This is a genomic window from Streptomyces sp. NPDC107500 (assembly GCF_055582785.1).
Window position 1 is genome coordinate 693865 of sequence record NZ_JBVJPF010000004.1, and the last position, 19692, is coordinate 713556.

The window sequence follows — 19692 nt, forward strand, 5'->3', positions numbered from 1 at the left end:
GCGGCGGCACGCTGAGGCCGTGACTTCCTCCCTCACCACAGAGACCGACTCCCCCGGCACCGACGGCTCCCCCGTCCGCCTCCAAGCCGTCGCCGCGACGGACCAGCCCGAGGTCACCCCGGCGCTGGAGGAGCTGTACCGGGGCTTCGAACAGGAGCTGCTCGTCCCGCTGTGGACCGAGATCGGCGACCTCATGCCCTCCCACCCGCGCTCCCGCGCCGTTCCGCACCTGTGGCGCTGGGAGCGGCTGCGCGAGCTGGCCGCGCGGGCCGGCGACATCGTGCCGGTCGGGCGCGGCGGTGAGCGCCGGGCCATCGCGCTGGCCAACCCGTCGCTGGGCGGACGCCCGTTCGCCACGCCGACGCTGTGGGCGGCCATCCAGTACCTGATGCCGGGCGAGGACGCGCCCGAGCACCGGCACACCCAGCACGCGTTCCGCTTCGTCGTCGAGGGTGAGGGCGTGTGGACGGTCGTCGGCGGTGATCCGGTCGCGATGCGGCGCGGCGACTTCCTGCCGCAGGCCGGCTGGAACTGGCACGCCCACCACAACGCCACCGCCGAGCCGATGGCCTGGATCGACGGTCTGGACATCCCGTTCCAGTACGTCACCGAGGCGCAGTTCTTCGAGTTCGGCCGGGACGGGATCGATGACGCGGAGCGCGTCACCCCTGAGCGTTCGCGGGCCGAGCGCCTGTGGGGCCACCCCGGCCTGCGCCCGGTCTCCGCCGGTACGACGGGTCCCGGATCCCCGCTGCTCGCCTACCGCTGGGAGCACACCGACCGGGCGCTCGCCGACCAGCTCGCGCTGGAGGCCGAGGGCCACGGCGGCACCGTGGGGCCGGGGCACGCGGCCGTGCGCTTCACCGACCCGGCGTCCGGGGCCGACGTGCTGCCGACGATCCGCGCCGAGGTGCACCGTGTGGCGCGCGGCGCCGAGACCGCGCCGGTGCGCGAGACCGGTTCGTCGGTCTACCAGGTCTTCGACGGCTCGGGCACGGTCACCGTCGGGGACGCCTCGTGGTCCGTGACCCGCGGTGACCTGTTCGTCGTGCCGTCCTGGCAGCCGTTCTCGGTGCGCTCCGAGGCCGGGGCCTCGGACTCCGACTCCGGCGCCCTGGACCTCTTCCGTTTCAGCGACTCACCGGTCTTCGAGGCGCTGCGCCTGGACCGCACCCATGTGGAAGGAACCACCCGATGAAGCTCGCCACCCTCCGTTCCGGCGGCGCCACCCGTGCCGTGAGGCTGGACGGCGACGTCCTGGTCGACCTCGGCGTCCCCGACGTCGGCACCCTGCTGGAGCGGGAGGACTGGGCGGAGCGGGCCGCCGCTGCGTCCGGCCCGGCGTACCCCGTGGCGGGCGCCGACTTCGCGCCCGTGGTGCCCCGCCCGTCCAAGGTGGTGTGCGTCGGCCTCAACTACCGCAACCACATCCAGGAGATGGGCCGGGACCTGCCCGAACACCCGACCCTGTTCGCCAAGTTCGCCGACGCGCTGATCGGCGCCACCGACGACATCGCGCGGCCCGGGGAGACCGACGCGTTCGACTGGGAGGTCGAACTCGCGGTGGTCGTCGGCGCGCCGGTGCGCCGGGCGAGGGGCGCGGAGGCGGAGCGGGCAATCGCCGGGTTCACCGTGCTCAACGACATCACCTGCCGGGACTGGCAGTTCCGCACCCGCGAGTGGCTCCAGGGCAAGACGTGGGACTCCAGCACACCCGTCGGGCCGTACCTGGTCACCCCGGACGAGCTGCCCGGCGGTGTCCGCCCCGCGCTCGATGTACGGCTGAGCGTGGACGGTGAGGTGATGCAGTCCGACACCACGGGTGACCTGCTCTTCGACCCGGTGCACCTGGTGGAGTACGTCTCGACGGTCGTGCGCCTGAACCCCGGCGACCTCATCGCCACCGGCACGCCGGGCGGCGTCGGGCACGCCCGCAGGCCCGAGCGCTATCTGCTGGGCGGCGAGACGGTCGTCGCCGAGGTCGACGGCATCGGGCGCCTGGAGAACCGGGTCGTGAAGGAGAAGTCGGCCTGATGCCCCGTACGTTCGACCAGGCGCTGGAGTGGACGGGGCTCGGCACCCGCCTGCTGACCGGGGCGGCCGACGCCGCCCTGGACGAGCCCAGCGCGTTGCCGGGCTGGACGCGGGGGCACGTCGTCGCGCACGTCGCCGCCAACGCGGACGCGCTCGGCAACCTCGTGCACTGGGCCGCCACCGGCGAGGAGACCCCGATGTACGCCTCGCCCGAGGACCGCGCCGCCGGGATCGAGAAGGGCGCGCTGCTGCCCGCCGCCGGGCTGAGGGTGTGGCTGCGCGATTCGGCGCGGCGCCTCGAAACGGCGATGGACGCGCTCGGTGCGCGGCAGTGGCGGGCGCCCGTCGTCACCGCGCAGGGCCGGACCGTGCCCGCCACCGAACTGCCCTGGATGCGCTCGCGCGAGGTCTGCGTACACGCCGTCGACCTGGACACGGGCGTGTCCTTCGCCGACCTGCCGGCCGGGTTCCTGTCCGCGCTCTGCGAGGACGTCGTGGGCAAACGCGCCGCGGGCCCCGGCCCGGCGCTGCTGCTGACGGCCTCGGACGCCGACGCCCGCTGGGAACTGCCGGGCGCGGGCGCCCCGGTGGAGGTCACCGGCGCGCTGGCCGGGCTGACCGCCTACCTCACCGGCCGGGCGCACACCCTCACCACCCCTCGGGGCGGACCGGTCCCGGCTCTGGGCCCCTGGCTCTGAGCGGGACGCCCACGACACACGGAAGTGATCATGAACCTTGCGACACCTGCCCGTCCGGGCACCCCCGACGTGATCGTCGTCGGCGGCGGCATCGGCGGCCTCAGCACGGCGTTCGCCCTGACCCGGCAAGGGCTGCGGGTGCGCGTCCTGGAGCGGGCCGAGGAGTTCGGCGAGGTCGGCGCCGGCATCCAGCTCGCGCCCAACTGCACCCGCGTCCTGAACGAGTACGGCCTGCTGGAGGAGGCGAAGAGCCTGGGCGTGCTCCCGGAGAACATGGTGATGCGCGACGCCCTCGACGGCCGGGAGCTGACCCGGCTCGACCTGCGGGACCTGGAGCGGCGCTACGGCTTCCCGTACCTGGTCATCCACCGCAGCGACCTGCACGGCCTCTTCCTGCGCGCCTGCCGCGCCGCCGGGGTCGAGCTGCTGACCGACCGCACGGTGGTCGCCTACGAGCACACCGACGGGGGCGCCCGGGTACGCCTGGCGGACGGCCGCACCGAGGAGGCGCCGCTCGTCGTCGCCGCCGACGGGCTGCACTCGGTGGCCCGCCGGCAACTGGTCGGCGACGACGTGGTCAGCTCCGGCTACGTCGCCTACCGCGCGGCCGTCCCGATCGACGCGGTGCGCGGCAACGGCGTCGCGGAGCAGGACGTCACCGTGTTCGTCGGCCCGCGCTGCCACTTCGTGCAGTACGCGCTGCGCGGCGGGGTGATGCTCAACCAGGTCGCCGTCTTCGAGTCGCCCGGGGCGCTGGCCGGACAGGAGGACTGGGGCACGCCGGACGAGCTGGACGCGGCCTTCGACGCCACCTGCGACACGGTCCGCAAGGGCATCCCGCTGATGTGGCGGGACCGCTGGTGGCAGATGCTGGACCGGGATCCCGTCGAGACCTGGGTGCACGGCCGCGTCGCCCTGCTCGGCGACGCCGCGCACCCCCCGCTCCAGTACATGGCGCAGGGCGCGGTCATGGCGATCGAGGACGGCTGGGTGCTCGCCCGGCACGTGGCCCGTCACACGTCACCGGGCGGCCCGGACTGGGACGCGGTGCTCGCCTCGTACGAGGCGGTGCGCGTGGAGCACTGCCGCCGGGTGCAGTCCACCGCCCGTGCCTGGGGCGAGCTGTGGCACCTGGACGGCGAGCGGCGCCTGCGGCGCAACGCGGTCCTGCGGGAGCGGGACGTCCACGACTACGGCTTCACGGACTGGGTGTACGGCCGCACCGCGCTGACCCCCGACGAGGAGCCCGCGATGTTCACGCCGATCCCGCTGTCCCCAGCGCCCGCCTGATCGCCGCGAGCCAGTCGTCGACCGGCCCGAAGGTGAGCAGCCCGCTGCCCGCGCCAGCGAGTTCGCCGGACGCGGGCAGCAGCCGTGCGTGGGTGCGCTCCAGGGCCGCGCGGTCGCCGAGTCGGAGGGCGAGCGCGGCCTCGGCGCAGCACAGCGCCTCGTACAGCAGGTCGGGCGGCGGCTCCGTCAGGGCGGCGAGGGCCGTTCGGGCCTCGGCGGCGCGACCGTCGGCGAGGAGGGCGAACGGCTCGGCCCACGGGCGGTACGGCCCCCAGTCCGCGCCCGGGTCCACCTCGGCCGCCCGTCCGTGGGTGAGGCGCAGGCCGAGCAGGGCGAGGGGCAGCAGTCCGCGTTCGAGGCCGGGCATGCCCGCGCCGTCGAGCCGGGTGGCGGCTGCGCGGTAGGCGGCCGCCGCGGTGTCGTACGGGCTGCCCGTGGCGGCCAGGCGCAGGGCCCGGTACCAGTCGGTGAAGACGGCGACCAGCGGCCGGTCGTGCCGTGCGGCAAGGCCGTCCACGGCCGTGGCCTGCTCGTCGGCGGCGGTGAGGTCGGCGAGGGCCGAGCGGGCCTGGAGGCGGATCAGGTGGCCGAGGACGGTGTGGTTGACCAGGCCGTGCCGGGTGCCGAGGGCGACGAGTTCGGCGCCGATGGCGTCGCGGCGAGGGGCCAGCCCGGCTCTGGTGCAGGACTGCATGAAGACACCGTTGAGGGCGAAGGCGAGCAGCGCCGGGTCGTCCAGGCGCCGGGCGACGCGCTCGGCCTCGGCCGCCGCGCGCGGGCCGCGCTCGGACCGTACGCCCCGGGACTCCAGGGCGACGGTGGCCAGCAGGCGGCAGCGCGCCGCGTCGGCGGTGGCGTCGTCGGGGAGGGCGGCCAGGGTGCGTTCGGCCGCCTCGACGATCCGGCGGGCGCCCTCGGGGTCGTCCCCGCGGGTCCAGACGGCGGGGACGTCGTAGGCGCCGATCACCCGGGCCGTCAGCTCCGCGTCGCCCGTCTCCTCGGCCGCCGCGATCGCCGCAATCCGGTGCTCCCGGGCGGCCTCCAGACCCCCGCCGCCGGTGACGGCGAGGGTGCGCAGCAGGCCGACGGTGGACTCCAGACGGGCGTGCGCGCCGGCGGCGACGGTGCGGTCGTACGCCTCGGTCGCCGCCGCCCACAGCCGGGCCGCCGCGTCCGCCGGTTCACCGGGCGGGTCCAGTTCCGGGTCCTGGGCGAGGATGCGGGCCTCCAGGCGGCGCAGCCGGGGACCGGGTTCGAGCCCGAGCTGTCCGGCCAGCCGGCCGCGGGCCCGGCGCAGTACGGCGAGGGCGTCCCCCTGACGGCCGGTCCGGTACAGGGCCAGGGCGAGCAGGCGCCAGGCCTCCTCGCGCCAGGGGTGCCCGGTGAGGTGCGCGTCCAGATCGGGGACGGCCTCGGCGGCCCGGCCCAGGTCCACGAGCAGCTCCGCCCGGCGTTCCACGGCCCGCAGCCGCAGTTCGGTGAGCCGGGAGCGCTCGCCGCGGGCCCACTCCGCCCCGCTGAACTCGGCGTACGCGGGCCCCCGCCACTCCTCCAGGGCCGCCCGGAGCCGCTCCGGCGCCTGCGCGGCGGGCCCGTGCTCGGCCTCGGCGACGGCCGTTTCGAAACGCCACGCGTCCACGGAGCCGGGCGCCGCGCGCAGGGTGTATCCGGGGCCTTCGGTGACCAGCAGCCGGGCCGGGGCGCGTGGCGGGCGGTCGGGTTCCAGGGCCCGGCGCAGGTCCCCGACGAAGGTGCGCAGCGCTCCCACGGCTCGCGGCGGGGGTGCCTGGGACGTCTCCCACAGGTCCTCCACCAGGCGGGCGACGGGGACGACCCGCCGTCGGGCCAGGACCAGCCGGGCCAGTACGGCGCGGTGCCGGGGGCCCTTGAGGGCGAGCGGGTCGCCGCCGCGCTCGGCCGTGACCGGTCCGAGCACACCGAACGTGACCGCTTCCATGTTCCGTCCGTTCCGATCCGTCCCGCCCGTGCGAGCACCACGGTACGCGTGCTGATCGGTTGCTGATCCGGGCGCGGCAGGCTCGGAGGCAGTCACCGGCACGACGTACGGCCAAGGACACGGCGTACGGCAGAGGCCATGGCGTACGGAACGAGAGAGGCACGGCCCACCCATGACACCGACCATTCCCGACTTCACCCACGACCGCGTCACGGTCGCCGACGGTGTCGCCCTGCACGTGGCGGTCGGCGGCTCCGGCAGCCCGGTCGTACTGCTGCACGGCTTTCCGCAGACCCATCTGATGTGGCGGCACGTCGCCGCCGACCTCGCGGCCGACCACACGGTCATCTGCCCCGACCTGCGCGGCTACGGCGCCAGCGACAAGCCGTCCGATCTCGACGGCACCGCCTACTCCAAGCGGACCATGGCCGCCGACGTCGTCGCCCTCGCCCGGGCGCTCGGGCACGAGCGGTTCGCGCTGGCGGGGCACGACCGGGGCGCGCTCGTCGCGGTGCGGGCGGGGCTCGACCATCCCGACGCGGTGACGCACCTGGCGGCGCTGGACGTGCTGCCGACCCTCGACATGTGGGACGTCCTGCACGGCACCACGGCCGCGGTCGGCTTCCACCTGTATCTGATGGCGCAGCCGCCGGGCCTGCCGGAGCAGCTCATCGGCGCCGCTCCGGACGCGTTCTTCGGTCACTTCCTCGACGTCTGGACCCGCGACCCGGGGGCCCTGCCCGCCGACGTCCGGGCCGCGTACCTCAAGGCGTCCCGTGAGGCGGTGCCCTCCGTCGTGGCCGACTACCGGGCCTCGGCCGGCATCGACGTCGAGCACGACCGGGCCGACCGGGAGCGCGGCAACAGGCTCCGGATGCCGGTGTCCGTGCTCCAGCAGGACTGGGGGGCGGCCCTCGGCTACGACGCCGCCGCGTTGTGGCGTGCCTGGGCACCGGATCTGTCGCACGGCACCGTCGACTGCGGGCACTTCATGGCGGAGGAGGCGCCGGGCGAGGTCACGGGGGCACTTCGGAAGCTGCTGGCGCGGTAGGGACAGACCGGGGCGCTGACGGCTCGGCCCGCGCGCCCCGGTCGACGCACAACCGCCAGTTGTTCTACGTCGACGGTCGGTTGTTTGATCCCGTGGCGTCGGCTCGCTTGGATGTCGGGCGTGACGGAATCGGGTGCGGGGGGATCGGGTGCGGCGGACTCGGGTGCGGCGGGTTCTGGCGGGGCGGGCGGCGGGTCGCTGGGGCGGGGGTTCGGGTGGCTGTGGGCCTCGTACGCCGTCAGCACCTTCGGCACGCGGCTCGCGTTCGACGCCTTCCCGCTGATCGCGGTCCTGGCACTCAACGCGGGTCCGGCGCAGGTGTCGGCGCTGGCGGCGGCCGGTCTCGCGGTGGGCGCGGTGGTGGCGGTGCCGCTGGGTCCGTGGGTGGAGTTCCGGCGCAAGCGGCCGGTCATGATCGCCACGGATCTGATCCGTGGCGCGGCGCTGCTGACCGTGCCCGTCGCGTTCGCCTTCGGGTGGCTCGGCTTCGCGCAGTTGCTGGTCGTGTCGGTGGTCGTCGCCGCGGCGGACATCACGTTCCGGGCGGCCGCCGGTTCCTGTCTCAAGTCGCTGGTGCGGCGGGAGGACCTGCTGGCCGCGAACGGCCGCTTCGAGGCGACGAGTTGGACCGCGACGATGCTCGGGCCCCCCGTCGGCGGGGCTGCCGTCGGTCTCTTCGGGCCCGTGGTGACGGTGGCGGTCGACGCGGCCAGCTACCTGCTGTCGGCGCTGGGCATCCGTGCGATCGGCCGCGGCGAACCGCTCCCCGAGCACGCGGGCCCTGCCCGGACTTCCCGGCTGCGGTCCAGGGACCTGCTGGAGGGGTGGCGGTACGTCCTCACCTCGCCCGCGCTGCGTCCGCTGTTCTTCAACACGGTCCTGGTCAACGGCCTCATCATGGCGACCGCCCCGCTGCTGGCCGTCCTCATGCTGGGCGATCTGGGCTTCGCGCCCTGGCAGTACGGGCTCGCCTTCGCGGTGCCGTGTGTCGGGGGCCTGATCGGCTCCCGGCTGGCCGGACCGCTCGTGGCGCGCTTCGGGGAGCACCGGGTGCTGGTCACCAGCGGGGTGCTGCGGGTGTGCTGGCCGGTGGGGCTGGCCTTCGTCGGCCCGGGTGTGCCGGGTCTGGTCCTGGTGATGGCCGTCGAGCTGGCGCTGATCACGTCGGTGGGGGTGTACAACCCGGTGTTCGCCACGCGCCGGCTGGAACTGACCCCGCCGGACAGGGTCGCGCGCACCCTGACCGCCTGGACGATCAGCGGCAAGCTGACGACCGCGACACTGACGGCCCTGTGGGGCCTCCTGGCGTCGCTGACCGGCCTGCGCACGGCGGTCGCCCTGGCGGGCGTACTGCTTCTGGCGACGCCCTTGCTGCTGCCACGCCGGGGCGTGGGGTCCGGACCGGAGGGGAGCCGGGGCTCCGACCCGGCCTCGGCCCCGCGTTCGGGCGCGGATCCGGACCCAGGGCAGGGGGCCGGTTCCCCGAGCCCGGTCGCGTAGACCCGTCGAGGACCGGGAACTCCCGGCGGGCGGCGGCAGAGGAGGCAGTCGTCGCCGTACGCAACCGCTGCCCCCGGGAGACGGCGGCGCCGATCCCGACAGCAGACCCGGCCCCGGACCCGCGCCCGGCGACGGGCTCCCCCGGACCGGCGGCCCAGCCCTCCCGAACACGCCCCCACAATGACGGCGCCCGGGTGCGGCACGCGCAAGATCCCGCCCAGAGCCAGCGCCCGACTCCCCTACCCCGGCGGCACACCCCGCCCCAGAACCGGGAACTCCCGCCGCGCCGCCGCGAACAACGCAGGGCAGTCCGAGCCGTACGCCACCGCCGCGGCGAAGACCGCGCCGATCGCGGCGCGCAAGGGGTCCGGGTCGGCGGCGGCGCGCAGCGCGGGCAGGGCCATGGGCCGCCGTAGTGGGCTGCCCTGGCAGTCGGTGGACGGGTCCACCGCCGCCGCGGCGATGCGCTCGTCGGTGAAGAAGTGGTCCCAGACCCGGCAGGGGTCGTCGAACGGGGGCGGCAGGGGCGCTCCCCGGTCCAGCGCGGCCAGCCCGGCCGATATCCAGTCGACGTCGGCCAGTCCCGCCACGGTGAGGGCACGGTGTGCCGCCCACCGCGCGAGACTCCGCTGCGTCGCCGGACTCGCCGCGTCGACGGCGTCGAGGAGGTCCCGGTCCAGCGGTACGAGCCCGCGCGCGTCGGCGCCGACCTCGCGCACCCGGCGGCTGGGGAGCCGGCCACCCCAGGAGCGGACCTCGGCACGCTCGCGCTCGGTCGGCGCACCGCACCGAGGGGCGGGCAGCGCGCGGGCGTACCGGTGCCGGTCGCGGGCGCTGCGCGAGGTCTGCCGGACGACCAGGTCCGCGGCGGGCGGGGCCGGCCAGAACTGGAGCAGATAGTGGCCGACGGGCCCGGCAGCCGCGGTGGCGCGGAGGCCGGGCGCCTCACCCCGGCCCAGACCTCGCCCGCAGTAGCGCACCCGGTGGTCGGCCGCCGGCAGGTCCACCTCGCAGAGCGCCGCGTGTCCGCAGGGCAGGACGGCCGTCGACGCGGAGACCGGGCGGAAGGACGCCTCCACGACCTCCTCCCAGCCGTCGTCGAGGGGCGGCGGCGCCCGGTGCACCTCGACGGTCAGGCCGACCCTCCCGGTGCACGGCCCCGTGTCCAGCAGGAGACAGCCCGGGACGGCCGCGCCACACAGACCGTTGGTCTGCCCGGCGCAGGCCTCCGACGGCCCCGGGGCGTACGGGTCCCGGCGGCTGTCCACGTGGAACCGTCCCTGGACGACCGGCAGTTCACCTCGGTACACCGTCCGCACGCCCCATCCCCCCTCGCATCCCACACATCCGGCTCCCTGAAGCCACCAGTATGCGGAGGGGGACTGACAACGGGCCGGTTCAGCGGGCGAGCCCTCTCATGTCCCCCATCCGTCCCCTACTCGACCCCGACTTGTCCCCGACTTGCCCCCGAGATGTGTCAGGAATCTTTGACAGGTCTCCGCGCCCCCTGTCAGCCTTCACTGACAGGTACGACGGAAAGGGGCCCCGATGCCCGAGGTCCCACCTCCGGCACCGACCGGCGACGAACTGCTCAAGGTGCTCTCCGCACTCGGCAACCCGCACCGCATGCGGATCGTCGCGGCGCTCCTGGAGAGCAGGAACTACGTCAGCGCGCTGGCCCGCCTGATCGGCATGGGCCGCCCGCTGCTGCACATGCACCTGCAACGGCTGGAAGCGGCGGGGCTGGTCGTCGGCACGCTGGAGGTCGGAGAGGACGGCAAGTCGATGAAGTACTACGACGTCACCCCGTTCCTCTACGAACTCACCCCGCATGTCGTCGCGCGGGCGGCCGCGACGCTCACCGAGACCACCGACCCCGGCCGCACCGCCGGCCGGACCGCGAAAGAGGAAGCGAAGTGAATGAGGACGTGGTGACTCTCGCCGCAGGAGCCGAGGAACTGGGGGTCCTGGTCGGTGCCGTGGGCGCGGCCGGGTTCTTCGGTCTGATGATCGTGATCGTCTGGCAGGTCGCCGCCACCTGGCGGGCCCGGATGCTGGCGGCGCGCGAGGAGCAGTACAAGGAACTCGCCACGAGGTACGCGCGGCTTCTGGAGGACACCGTGGAGCTACAGCGCCGCACGGCGGAGGAGCAGCGGCAGACCCTGGACGAGCTGACGCAGACCCGGCTCTCGGTCGGCTCGATGGAGAAGATGATGCGCGAGATCGAGTAGCCGCCGCGGACGTACGGCCGGGAGCGGCAACTCCCGGCCGTACCACGGCGGCACACCGCGTGTCGCGCGGGTCAGCCGGACGCCTGGTCGCTGTCCTTCAGGGAGCCCCAGCCGTGCCAGCGCTCCACCTCGATCCAGGCGCTGACCCGGGGGCGCTCCCGGTTCGGATACGGCTTGCCGGTGTACTGCGTGGAGAGCCGGTCGATGCCCGTGAGGTCCTCGTCGTCGCGCATCTCGGTGACGCGGCCGATGAGGGTGACATGCGTGTACCAGTCGTCGTCCGCGAGGACGGTGAGGGTGACGCGCGGGTCCCGGCGCAGGTGTCCCAGGCGGACGCGCCCGGCGTCGAGGTTGACCAGCACGCGGCCGTCGTCCTCCCACAGGTACCAGGTGGCCGTGGAGACGGGCGCGCCGTCCGAGCGGAGGGTCGCCATGACGGCCGGGTTGGGACGGCGCAGCAGTGCGACGGCCTCGGGCGGCAGCGGTGGCTTGGACATGCGGGCTCCTTCTCGTCCTCGGGTGCGCCGAGATCGGCTCGGCGTCGCGGTCTCGGGTTCCCCCTACCCCGGGCGCTCAGGGCGACGACTTCTCCTCGAAACTGGCGAAGTACGCCGCCGCCATGTCCTCGTCGCCGTGCCCCTGCGCGGCGGCGCGTGCCAGGCGTTCCGCGCCGGCTGCGGCGAGGTCCAGGCGGACGCCGTTGGCCTCACCGGCCTCGACGATGAGCCGGGCGTCCTTCTCGGCGGTGCCGACCGCGAACTGGGCGGGTGTCAGCGCGCCGTCGCGGATCAGGCCCGCCTTGGCACGCAGATAGCCCATGTCGAGGGGCCCGCCGGCGATGGCGTCGAGGAAGGCGCCCGGGTCCACGCCCAGGGCCTTGGCGAGCGAAAGGCTCTCGCCCGCCGCGTTGTTGACGGCGAGCACCCAGCTGTTGGCCACCAGCTTCAGCCGGGTCGCGCTGCCGGCCGCGCCGTCCTCGCCGGTCCACACGGTGCGGGAGCCGACGGCGTCGAACACGGGCCCCACCCTGTCCCGGGCCGCGGCCGGGCCCGCGGCCAGCACCAGCAGCTGACCGGCCTCCGCGGGCTGCCGGGTGCCCAGAACCGGCGCGTCGACGAAGAGGAGGCCGTGCTCGTGGGCGAAGGCGGCCAGGTCGGCGACCGCGTCGACGCCGGCGGTGGTGGACTGCGCCCACACCGTGCCGGGCCGCAGACCGGGTACGGCGCGCCCCATGACGTCGAGCGCGGCCGGGCCGTCGTACAGCATGGTGAGGACGACGTCCGCGCCCCGTACGGCCTCCTCGGGGTCGGCGGCGACGTACGCGCCGTCGGCGGCCAGCGGCTCGGCCTTGTCCCGGCTGCGGTTCCAGACGCGGACGGTGTGTCCGGCGCGGGCGAGGTTGCGGGCCATCGCGGCACCCATGATGCCGGTGCCCAGGACGGTCACGGTGAGCTGGTCGGTCATGACGTCGCTTTCTGACTCGTGCGGTCGCGGCCACGCCCCCGGGCGGCGGAAGCGGGGGCCCGGTGATCAGCCTGCCACCCGATCACGAACGGCGCCGACCCGAGGCGGGCGGGCCGGGGGCCCGGACGGCCCGTCGCGGGTCCCCTCACGGGCCCGCGGAGGCGTCCCGTACGGTACGGCCCGTGAGCGCCTCTACCGACGACATCGACAGCGACGGTGACACCGTCCCCGGCCGTTACGGTCCCTCCGCGACCACGGAGGCCGATCCCGGGAGGGTGGGCCGGGTCCGTACCGAGTACTCCCCCGCGCACGACGGCGATCCCGATCCCGGTGAGATCGTCTGGACCTGGGTGCCCTACGAGGAGAACGACGGCAGGGGCAAGGACCGGCCCGTCCTCGTCGTCGCCCGGGAGGCGGCCGGCACCGTGCTGGCGGTGCAGTTGTCCAGCAAGCGGCACGACGGGGACCGGGAGTGGGTGCCGATCGGGAGCGGGCCCTGGGACCGCTCCGGACGGGACTCGTGGGTCGACGTGGACCGGGTGCTGAGGCTGCACGACGCGGGCATGCGCCGCGAGGCGTGCGCCCTGGACCGGATGCGGTTCAATCTCGTACGGCAGCGGCTCCGGGAGCGCTACGGCTGGAGCTGAGGCGCTCCCGGCCGCCGGTCACCCGCCCTCGGGGAAGACGCGCGCGAACGCCTCCCGGACCGTGGAGTCCGGCGTGCGGTCCAGGATGCCGAACGTCACCCGTTCGAACGCGGTGGCGAAGCGTGCGCCGGGGCCGAGCAGCGTGCGGAACGCGCCGGCCACCTGGGCCGGGTCGTTGCGGAACACCCCGCAGCCCCAGGCGCCGAGCACCAGCCGCCGGTACCCGTGGGCCACGGCCGTCTCCAGCACCCGCTCGGCGCGCGCGGACAGCGCGGCCGGCAGCTCGGCGGCGCGCTCCGGGGCCGTGCGCAGCACCACGCCCGCGTTCGGCGCGGCGGAGGTCAGGAATCCGGCCGTGTACGGCTCGTCGAGCAGGCGGCCGCGGTCGTCCCGGAAGACGGGCACGCCCGGGGAGTGGATGACGCGGTCCGTGTAGAACGGGTCGCGGTGGGCGCGGTGGTGGTCGTAGAACTCGGGCGCCCGCAGCAGGCAGGTGTACAGCGCGGAGCCCCGGCACAGGGCCTCCTCCTGGGCCTGGGCGCCGTTCAGGTAGCCGCCGCCGGGATTGCGGGCGGAGGCGAAGTTGAGCACGGCGACCTCGCCGCCGAGCCGCCGGGCGGCCTCCAGGCTGCTCTCGCCGGTGACTTCGAGGACGGTCCGCACCGGGGCGGGAACGCCCGGGGCCACGGGCTCCGGCCCGTACATCCGCGTGCCCGCGCGGGCCCGTTCGATGGCCGCGCCGACCGGCACCTCGCGGCCGTCGGCCGTGCGGTAGCTCCCGGCCGCCACGATCTGCTCCGTCTGCTGGGCAAGGCCACGCAGGCGCGCGCTCACGGCGCCACCCCCGTGGACGCCCTGACCACGCGCCGCGCGGTCTCCCCCATCGTGCTCATGCGGGAATCCTGGGTGATGCTGGTGGTGCGTCGCAACGGAGTTTTGCTGTCGGCAGACGCCGGGGAAAGTCCCCGGAAACAACCGGGTCGCGGACATTACCGATCTGGAACGTCCCGAAATGCGTCCTTGTGCGGACCGGCACGAGGGTCTTGGGTGGGACGAGTGTGCCGACCCGGCCCACCTGATCTTGGGTCGGCGGCATGGTGGAATCTCAGGAGGATCCCGACATGTCCGATTCGGTTGGTGGCTGTATCCGGCCACGTACCGCCGTCAGTGAGGCCGAGGTCGAGGCGCTGGTCCACGGCATCTGCTTCAAAACCGGTCCGCCCAGGCTCCTCGGCGTCGAGGTGGAATGGCTGGTCCACGAGCTGCGCGCGCCGCGGCTCCCCGTATCACCCGAACGGCTCCAGGCGGTGTACACCGCGCTGCGGGCCGTGCCCCTGAGGTCGGCGCTGACCGTCGAACCAGGTGGCCAGCTGGAGCTGAGTTCGCTCCCCGCGGCCTCCCTGATGGAGTGCGTCCGCACCGTCTCCGCCGACCTGGACGCCGTCCGCGCGGTCCTGCGCGAGGACGGCCTCGCCCTCGTCGGCCTCGGCCACGACCCCTGGCACCCGCCCCGCCGCTTTCTGCGGCAGCCGCGCTACGACGCGATGGAGACCTGTCTCGACCGTACCGGCCCCGCCGGGCGGTTCATGATGTGCACCTCGGCGTCCGTGCAGGTCTGCGTGGACGCCGGGCAGGAGGAACCCGGCCCGCTGGGGCACGTACGCCGCTGGTGGCTGGCCCACCAGCTGGGCGCGGTCCTGGTGGCCGCGTTCGCCAACTCCCCGCTGGCCGCCGGCCGGCCCACCGGCTGGCGGTCCACCCGGCAGCTGCGGTGGGCCCAGATCGGCGCCGAGCGGGCCGGCGGCCCACCGCTCGACTCCGACCCGCGCGGCGCCTGGACCCGGCACGTCCTGGACGCGCCGGTGATGTGCGTGCGCGACGACGGCGGGCCCTGGGACGTTCCGGAGGGCATGACCTTCCGGGAGTGGACCCGGAGCCGGGCGCCGAGGCCCCCCACCCGGGAGGACCTCGACTACCACCTGACCACGCTGTTCCCGCCGGTCAGGCCGCGCGGCCACCTGGAACTGCGCATGATCGACGCGCAGCCGGGGGACGACGGCTGGATCGTGCCGCTGGCCGTGACGGCGGCGCTGTTCGACGATCCGGAGGCCACCGAGACCGCCTACCGGGCCGTCAAGCCGCTCGCCGAACGCACCCTCGGCCTGCCCGGCCCGCACAACCCGCTGTACGAGGACGCCGCGCGTGACGCCCTCACCGATCCGGAGCTGCGGGAGGCGGCCGTCACCTGCTTCACGGCCGCGCTCGACGCGCTGCCCCGGCTCGGCGCCACGACCGAGGTCACGGACGCAGTTGCCGGGTACCTGGAGCGCTACGTCCGCAGGGGCCGCTGCCCCGCCGACGATCTGCTGGACCCGCCGGACGGCGCGAGCCCTGGCCCGCACGGGAGGGAGACCCGCTCATGAACGATCCCGCCATGGACACCGCCACCGACACCCACTCCGCCGCCGACCCCGGCGACGGAGACGCGCTGCGCGAGCGGGCCCTGTCCGCGCTGGTCCGCGCCCGCGCCCGCACCACCCTGCTGACCAGCTGCGTGGAGGGCCCCGACCTGACCGGCCAGGTGTCTCCGCTGATGTCGCCGCTGGTCTGGGACCTGGCGCACATCGGCAACCAGGAGGAGCAGTGGCTGCTGCGCGCCGTCGGCGGGCAGGAGGCGATACGGCCCGAGATCGACAGCCTGTACGACGCCTTCGAGCATCCGCGAGCCGAACGGCCCCGGCTGCCGCTGCTGTCGCCCGCCGAGGCCCGCGGGTACGCCGCCGACGTGCGCGGCCGGGCGCTGGACGTGCTGGAGGGCTCCGCGTTCCACGGGACGCGGCTCACCGAGGCGGGCTTCGCCTTCGGGATGATCGCCCAGCACGAGCAGCAGCACGACGAGACGATGCTGATCACCCACCAGCTCCGCAAGGGCCCGCAGGCGCTGGAAGCCCCGGACCCCGACCCGGTGGGGCTGTTCACCGGCCCGTCGGAGGTCCTGGTGCCCGGGGGCCCGTTCACGATGGGCACCTCGACCGAGCCGTGGGCGCTGGACAACGAACGCCCCGCGCACCGGCGGGAGGTGGCGCCGTTCTTCCTCGACACCACGCCGGTGACCAACGGCGCGTACCGGGCGTTCATCGACGACGGCGGCTACGACGACCCGCGCTGGTGGGCGCCGGAGGGCTGGGACCACGTCCGCCGGCACTCCATCACCGCGCCGCTGTTCTGGCGCCGGGACGGCGGGCAGTGGCTGCGGCGCCGCTTCGGGGTCACCGAGGTGGTGCCGGCCGACGAGCCGGTGGTGCACGTGAGCTGGTACGAGGCCGACGCGTACGCCCGCTGGGCCGGCCGCCGGCTGCCCACGGAGGCCGAGTGGGAGAAGGCGGCCCGGCACGACCCGGCCGGCGACCGCACCGCCCGCTACCCGTGGGGCGACGCCGATCCGGGCCCCGAGCACGCCAATCTCGGCCAGCGCCATCTGCGCCCGGCGCCCGCGGGCAGCTACCCGGCCGGTGAGTCGCCGCTCGGCGTGCGGCAGTTGATCGGCGACGTGTGGGAGTGGACGTCGAGCGACTTCGCCCCGTACCCGGGCTTCCGGGCGTTCCCGTACAAGGAGTACTCGGAGGTGTTCTTCGGCCCCGAGTACAAGGTGCTGCGCGGCGGTTCGTTCGCCGTGGACGCGGTGGCCTGCCGGGGCACGTTCCGCAACTGGGACTATCCGATCCGGCGGCAGATCTTCTCCGGGTTCCGCACCGCACGGTCGGCGGAGGTCGCCTGATGTGCCGGCACCTCGCGTACGTCGGCCCCGAGGAGCCGCTCGGCCGGCTCCTGGTGGCGCCGCCGCACGGCCTGTACCGCCAGTCGTGGGCGCCCAGGCACCAGCGGTACGGGACGGTCAACGCCGACGGGTTCGGTGTCGGCTGGTACGCCGCGGGCGACCCGGTGCCGGCCCGGTACCGGCGGGCCGGGCCGATCTGGGCGGACCAGTCCTTCGCCGACCTGGCCCGGGTGGTGCGCACCGGTACGCTGCTGGCCGCCGTACGGGACGCCACGCTGGCGGGCGCCGACGCGGAGGCCGCGGCGGCGCCCTTCGCGGCGGACACCTGGCTGTTCAGCCACAACGGAGCCGTGACCGGCTGGCCGGGCTCCCTGGCGGGGGTGGCCGGGACACTGCCGGCCGGGGAGCTGCTGTCGCTGGAGGCCCGCAACGACTCGGCGCTCGTGTGGGCGCTGGTGCTGGCCCGGCTGCGGGCCGGGGACGACGAGGGCCGGGCGCTGGCCGAGACGGTGCTGGAGGTCGCCGCGGCGGCCCCCGGCTCCCGGCTCAACCTGCTGCTCACCGACGGTGCCGCGATCACGGCGACCACCTGGGGCGACACCCTGTGGTACCTGACCCGCCCCGGCGGCGGCACGGTCGTCGCCTCGGAGCCGTACGACGACGACCCGCACTGGCGGGAGGTCCCCGACCGCACGCTGCTCGTGGCGGGCCGCACGGAGGTGCAGCTCACCCCGCTGAAGGAACCGGGCGATCCCGCCCCCGCAGACGCTTTCGCCTCTCCCAAGGAGCCCCGCACGTGAGCCAGTTCCGACTGACCCGCACCCTGCCCGAGGACGCCACGGGCGCCGCCCTGCGCGCCGACGTCCTGGCGGGCCTGACGAGCACGCCCAAGTGGCTGCCGCCCAAGTGGTTCTACGACGCGCGGGGCAGTGAGCTGTTCGAGGAGATCACCGCGCTGCCCGAGTACTACCCGACCCGGGCCGAGCGGGAGATCCTGGTCGACCGGGCCGGCGAGATCGCCGCGGCGACCGGCGCCCGGACCCTGGTGGAGCTGGGTTCCGGCTCCTCGGAGAAGACCCGCTTCCTGCTCGACGCGCTGACCGGCCTGCGCGGCTACGTGCCCGTCGACGTCAGCGAGAGCGCCCTCACCCAGGCCGGGGAGGCGATCGTCGCCGAGCGGCCGGACCTCCGGGTGCACGCGCTGATCGCCGACTTCACCGGCGGGCTGACGCTGCCCGACACGCCGGGGCCCCGGCTGGTGGCGTTCCTCGGCGGCACGATCGGCAACCTGCTGCCGGACGAACGTGCCGCGTTCCTGTCCGCCGTACACGCCCTGCTCTCCCCGGGCGACGCCCTGCTGCTGGGCACCGACCTGGTCAAGGACGAGGGGGTGCTGGTCCGGGCGTACGACGACGCGGCCGGGGTGACCGCCGAGTTCAACAAGAACGTGCTGTCCGTGATCAACCGGGAGCTGGAGGCCGACTTCGCGCCCACCGCCTTCGAGCACGTGGCGCGGTGGAACGCCGAGCGGGAGTGGATCGAGATGCGGCTGCGTTCGCGCGCCGCGCAGACGGTCAAGGTCCAGGCGCTCGACCTGGCCGTGGACTTCGCGGACGGGGAGGAGCTGCGGACCGAGGTGTCCGCGAAGTTCCGGCGGGAGGGCGTGCGGGCCGAACTCGCCGCGGCCGGGCTGGATCTGACCCACTGGTGGACCGACGGCGAGGACCGGTTCGCGCTGTCGCTGAGCGTGGTGCGCTGAACCCGCCCGGGCTCAGCGGGCGTTGACGTCCAGCAGTTCGGTGACGCGGTCGGAGGCCCGGCGGGCCTCCGACTTCGCGTCGGACCCCGAGAGCACCTTGGTCATGTAGTCCTTGATCGGGTTGTCCGCCTCCACGGCGCCCCAGCGGGGCGTCCCGGGGGTGGCACGGCCCTGGGCCGCGCCGGCCGCCATGGCCTCGGCGCCCTCCTCACCGGCGACGGCCTTGGCGAGGGACGCCTTGTTGGGGACGTAGTTCATGGTGCGGGCCAGGTCGGTGTTCCACTTGGCGCCGGCCAGCGCGTCGACCACGGCGAGGGCGCCCTCGTGTTCGTCGGCGTTCTTCGGGACGACCAGGTCGGAGCCGCCGGTGAAGACGGCGCCGGGCTCGCCGGCCGTCTTGCCGGGCACCGGGAAGAAGCCCAGTTCGCCCTTGAGTTCGGGGTTCGCGCGGACGATGGACTGGGCGAGGCCGGGCACCGCGACGATCTGCGCGACCTGCCCCTTGGCGAACACGTCGCCCTGCGGGGGGTGTTCCTCGTCGGCGTCGACCGGCCCGTCGCCGAGGGCTTGCAGCTCCCGGTAGAAGTCCATGCCGCGCAGGGCGGCCTCGGAGTCCAGTGCGCCCGTCCAGGTGCCGCCGTCGCCGGCCTGGGTGGCCAGCTCCCCGCCCTCGTCCCAGATGAAGCCGGAGAGCGTGTACCAGTCCTGTCCGGCGAGGTAGATGCCCTGGCGGCCGTCGGCGTCGAGCTTCTCGGTGGCGGTGATCCACTCCTCGCGGCTGCGGGGCGGCTCCGCGACGCCGGCCTGCTCGAAGAGGTCCTTGCGGTAGATCACGACGCGGTTGGCGGCGTACCAGGGGATGCCGAACTGCTGGGACATGTACTGCCCGGGTTCGGCGAGGCCCGGCAGCCAGTCGCGGATGCCCCAGTCACGCATCGACTCCAGGGTCAGGTCCTGGAGCCGGCCGCCCTCCGCGTACTGCGGCACCTGGGTGTTGCCGACCTCGATGACGTCCGGCCCGTCCGTGCCGTCGCCCTTCAGCGCGGTCTGCACCTTGTCGCCGATGCCGGTCCACTCCTGGATGCGGATGTCGAGGTCGAGTTCGGGGTTGGCCTTCTCGAAGTCCTCGGTGAACCGCCGCAGGAAGTCCTGCGAGGCGCTGTCCTTCATCAGCCACACGGTGACGGTGCGCCGCTCGCTCCCGCCGTCCTGCGAGATCAGTCCGCAGCCGCTGAGCAGGGAGGCGGACACACAGACAAGGGCGAGGGGGCGTCGTCTCACGA

General features: G+C 74.7%; 18 protein-coding genes and 1 pseudogene. 13 read left to right on the forward strand and 6 right to left on the reverse strand.

What is annotated here, in order from left to right:
* The first annotated feature begins 19 nt into the window (after positions 1 to 19).
* The 4 genes from ACZ67M_RS19715 to ACZ67M_RS19730 are packed head-to-tail and all read left to right on the forward strand — an operon-like array spanning position 20 to position 4022.
* Complete coding sequence (locus tag ACZ67M_RS19715; protein WP_469851936.1) at positions 20 to 1198, forward strand: cupin domain-containing protein; 1179 nt, start codon at positions 20 to 22, stop codon at positions 1196 to 1198.
* Positions 1195 to 2034 carry a fumarylacetoacetate hydrolase family protein gene (locus ACZ67M_RS19720; protein ID WP_469851938.1) on the forward strand — a complete coding sequence of 280 codons (840 nt, stop codon included), beginning with the start codon at positions 1195 to 1197 and terminating at the stop codon, positions 2032 to 2034. The genes ACZ67M_RS19715 and ACZ67M_RS19720 overlap by 4 nt, the downstream gene beginning before the upstream one ends.
* Complete coding sequence (locus ACZ67M_RS19725) at positions 2034 to 2732, forward strand: maleylpyruvate isomerase family mycothiol-dependent enzyme (RefSeq protein WP_469851939.1); 699 nt, start codon at positions 2034 to 2036, stop codon at positions 2730 to 2732. The genes ACZ67M_RS19720 and ACZ67M_RS19725 overlap by 1 nt, the downstream gene beginning before the upstream one ends.
* Before the next feature lie 30 nt (positions 2733 to 2762).
* Positions 2763 to 4022 carry an FAD-dependent oxidoreductase gene (locus ACZ67M_RS19730; RefSeq protein ID WP_392239814.1) on the forward strand — a complete coding sequence of 420 codons (1260 nt, stop codon included), beginning with the start codon at positions 2763 to 2765 and terminating at the stop codon, positions 4020 to 4022.
* Here the strand turns inward: ACZ67M_RS19730 and ACZ67M_RS19735 are convergent.
* Positions 3988 to 5979 (reverse strand): BTAD domain-containing putative transcriptional regulator, encoded by a 1992-nt coding sequence (locus ACZ67M_RS19735; RefSeq protein ID WP_469851940.1) that lies wholly within the window; start codon positions 5977 to 5979, stop codon positions 3988 to 3990. The genes ACZ67M_RS19730 and ACZ67M_RS19735 overlap by 35 nt on opposite strands.
* 172 nt (positions 5980 to 6151) lie before the next feature.
* On the opposite strand from ACZ67M_RS19735, the gene ACZ67M_RS19740 reads away from it, so the two are divergent.
* Entirely contained in the window at positions 6152 to 7030 is an 879-nt protein-coding gene (locus ACZ67M_RS19740; protein WP_469851941.1) for an alpha/beta fold hydrolase, read from the forward strand.
* A gap of 198 nt (positions 7031 to 7228) precedes the next feature.
* Positions 7229 to 8530: an MFS transporter gene (locus ACZ67M_RS19745; RefSeq protein ID WP_469852058.1), complete on the forward strand. Its 1302-nt coding sequence runs from the start codon at positions 7229 to 7231 to the stop codon at positions 8528 to 8530.
* 239 nt (positions 8531 to 8769) lie between these two features.
* Here the strand turns inward: ACZ67M_RS19745 and ACZ67M_RS19750 are convergent, their stop codons facing one another.
* A complete protein-coding gene (locus ACZ67M_RS19750; RefSeq protein ID WP_392104211.1) occupies positions 8770 to 9849 on the reverse strand; it encodes a hypothetical protein in 1080 nt (359 codons plus the stop codon).
* Between the two features lie 229 nt (positions 9850 to 10078).
* On the opposite strand from ACZ67M_RS19750, the gene ACZ67M_RS19755 reads away from it, so the two are divergent.
* On the forward strand, positions 10079 to 10450 hold the full coding sequence (locus ACZ67M_RS19755; protein WP_361359254.1) for an ArsR/SmtB family transcription factor: 372 nt from the start codon (positions 10079 to 10081) through the stop codon (positions 10448 to 10450).
* A complete protein-coding gene (locus ACZ67M_RS19760; protein WP_361359251.1) occupies positions 10447 to 10761 on the forward strand; it encodes a hypothetical protein in 315 nt (104 codons plus the stop codon). Before ACZ67M_RS19755 ends, ACZ67M_RS19760 begins: the two co-directional genes overlap by 4 nt.
* A gap of 71 nt (positions 10762 to 10832) precedes the next feature.
* Here ACZ67M_RS19760 and ACZ67M_RS19765 read toward each other — a convergent pair whose 3' ends face one another.
* A complete protein-coding gene (locus ACZ67M_RS19765; RefSeq protein ID WP_234955614.1) occupies positions 10833 to 11258 on the reverse strand; it encodes a PPOX class F420-dependent oxidoreductase in 426 nt (141 codons plus the stop codon).
* A gap of 76 nt (positions 11259 to 11334) precedes the next feature.
* A pseudogene (locus ACZ67M_RS19770) lies at positions 11335 to 12255 on the reverse strand (NAD(P)-dependent oxidoreductase); the annotation flags it as partial.
* Positions 12256 to 12407: 152 nt separating this feature from the next.
* Here ACZ67M_RS19770 and ACZ67M_RS19775 point away from each other — a divergent pair.
* Entirely contained in the window at positions 12408 to 12872 is a 465-nt protein-coding gene (locus ACZ67M_RS19775) for a type II toxin-antitoxin system PemK/MazF family toxin (protein ID WP_361359245.1), read from the forward strand.
* Between the two features lie 18 nt (positions 12873 to 12890).
* Here ACZ67M_RS19775 and ACZ67M_RS19780 read toward each other — a convergent pair whose 3' ends face one another.
* Positions 12891 to 13706 carry a TIGR02452 family protein gene (locus ACZ67M_RS19780; RefSeq protein WP_469851944.1) on the reverse strand — a complete coding sequence of 272 codons (816 nt, stop codon included), beginning with the start codon at positions 13704 to 13706 and terminating at the stop codon, positions 12891 to 12893.
* Positions 13707 to 13993: 287 nt separating this feature from the next.
* Between ACZ67M_RS19780 and egtA the strand changes: the two genes are divergently transcribed.
* From egtA to egtD, 4 genes are read left to right on the forward strand one after another with little or no spacing between them, the layout of a single operon-like run.
* Entirely contained in the window at positions 13994 to 15295 is a 1302-nt protein-coding gene (gene egtA / locus ACZ67M_RS19785) for an ergothioneine biosynthesis glutamate--cysteine ligase EgtA (RefSeq protein ID WP_469851945.1), read from the forward strand.
* Complete coding sequence (egtB, locus tag ACZ67M_RS19790; protein WP_385796447.1) at positions 15292 to 16650, forward strand: ergothioneine biosynthesis protein EgtB; 1359 nt, start codon at positions 15292 to 15294, stop codon at positions 16648 to 16650. Before egtA ends, egtB begins: the two co-directional genes overlap by 4 nt.
* Entirely contained in the window at positions 16650 to 17450 is an 801-nt protein-coding gene (gene egtC, locus ACZ67M_RS19795; RefSeq protein ID WP_361359236.1) for an ergothioneine biosynthesis protein EgtC, read from the forward strand. The genes egtB and egtC overlap by 1 nt, the downstream gene beginning before the upstream one ends.
* The gene (gene egtD, locus ACZ67M_RS19800; RefSeq protein WP_361359234.1) at positions 17447 to 18409 is read left to right on the forward strand and encodes an L-histidine N(alpha)-methyltransferase; all 963 of its coding nucleotides are present in this window, start codon (positions 17447 to 17449) and stop codon (positions 18407 to 18409) included. The genes egtC and egtD overlap by 4 nt, the downstream gene beginning before the upstream one ends.
* 12 nt (positions 18410 to 18421) lie before the next feature.
* Here the strand turns inward: egtD and ACZ67M_RS19805 are convergent, their stop codons facing one another.
* Positions 18422 to 19690 carry an extracellular solute-binding protein gene (locus ACZ67M_RS19805; RefSeq protein ID WP_392104214.1) on the reverse strand — a complete coding sequence of 423 codons (1269 nt, stop codon included), beginning with the start codon at positions 19688 to 19690 and terminating at the stop codon, positions 18422 to 18424.
* Positions 19691 to 19692 lie beyond the last annotated feature (2 nt).

Coding starts and splice junctions, on each gene's coding strand:
- ACZ67M_RS19720 (WP_469851938.1), top strand. CDS start 1,195: ATGAAGCTCGCCACCCTCCGTTCCGGCGGCGCCACCCGTGCCGTGAGG.
- ACZ67M_RS19725 (WP_469851939.1), top strand. CDS start 2,034: ATGCCCCGTACGTTCGACCAGGCGCTGGAGTGGACGGGGCTCGGCACC.
- ACZ67M_RS19730 (WP_392239814.1), top strand. CDS start 2,763: ATGAACCTTGCGACACCTGCCCGTCCGGGCACCCCCGACGTGATCGTC.
- ACZ67M_RS19735 (WP_469851940.1), bottom strand. CDS start 5,979: ATGGAAGCGGTCACGTTCGGTGTGCTCGGACCGGTCACGGCCGAGCGC.
- ACZ67M_RS19740 (WP_469851941.1), top strand. CDS start 6,152: ATGACACCGACCATTCCCGACTTCACCCACGACCGCGTCACGGTCGCC.
- ACZ67M_RS19755 (WP_361359254.1), top strand. CDS start 10,079: ATGCCCGAGGTCCCACCTCCGGCACCGACCGGCGACGAACTGCTCAAG.
- ACZ67M_RS19765 (WP_234955614.1), bottom strand. CDS start 11,258: ATGTCCAAGCCACCGCTGCCGCCCGAGGCCGTCGCACTGCTGCGCCGT.
- egtA (WP_469851945.1), top strand. CDS start 13,994: ATGTCCGATTCGGTTGGTGGCTGTATCCGGCCACGTACCGCCGTCAGT.
- egtB (WP_385796447.1), top strand. CDS start 15,292: ATGAACGATCCCGCCATGGACACCGCCACCGACACCCACTCCGCCGCC.
- egtC (WP_361359236.1), top strand. CDS start 16,650: ATGTGCCGGCACCTCGCGTACGTCGGCCCCGAGGAGCCGCTCGGCCGG.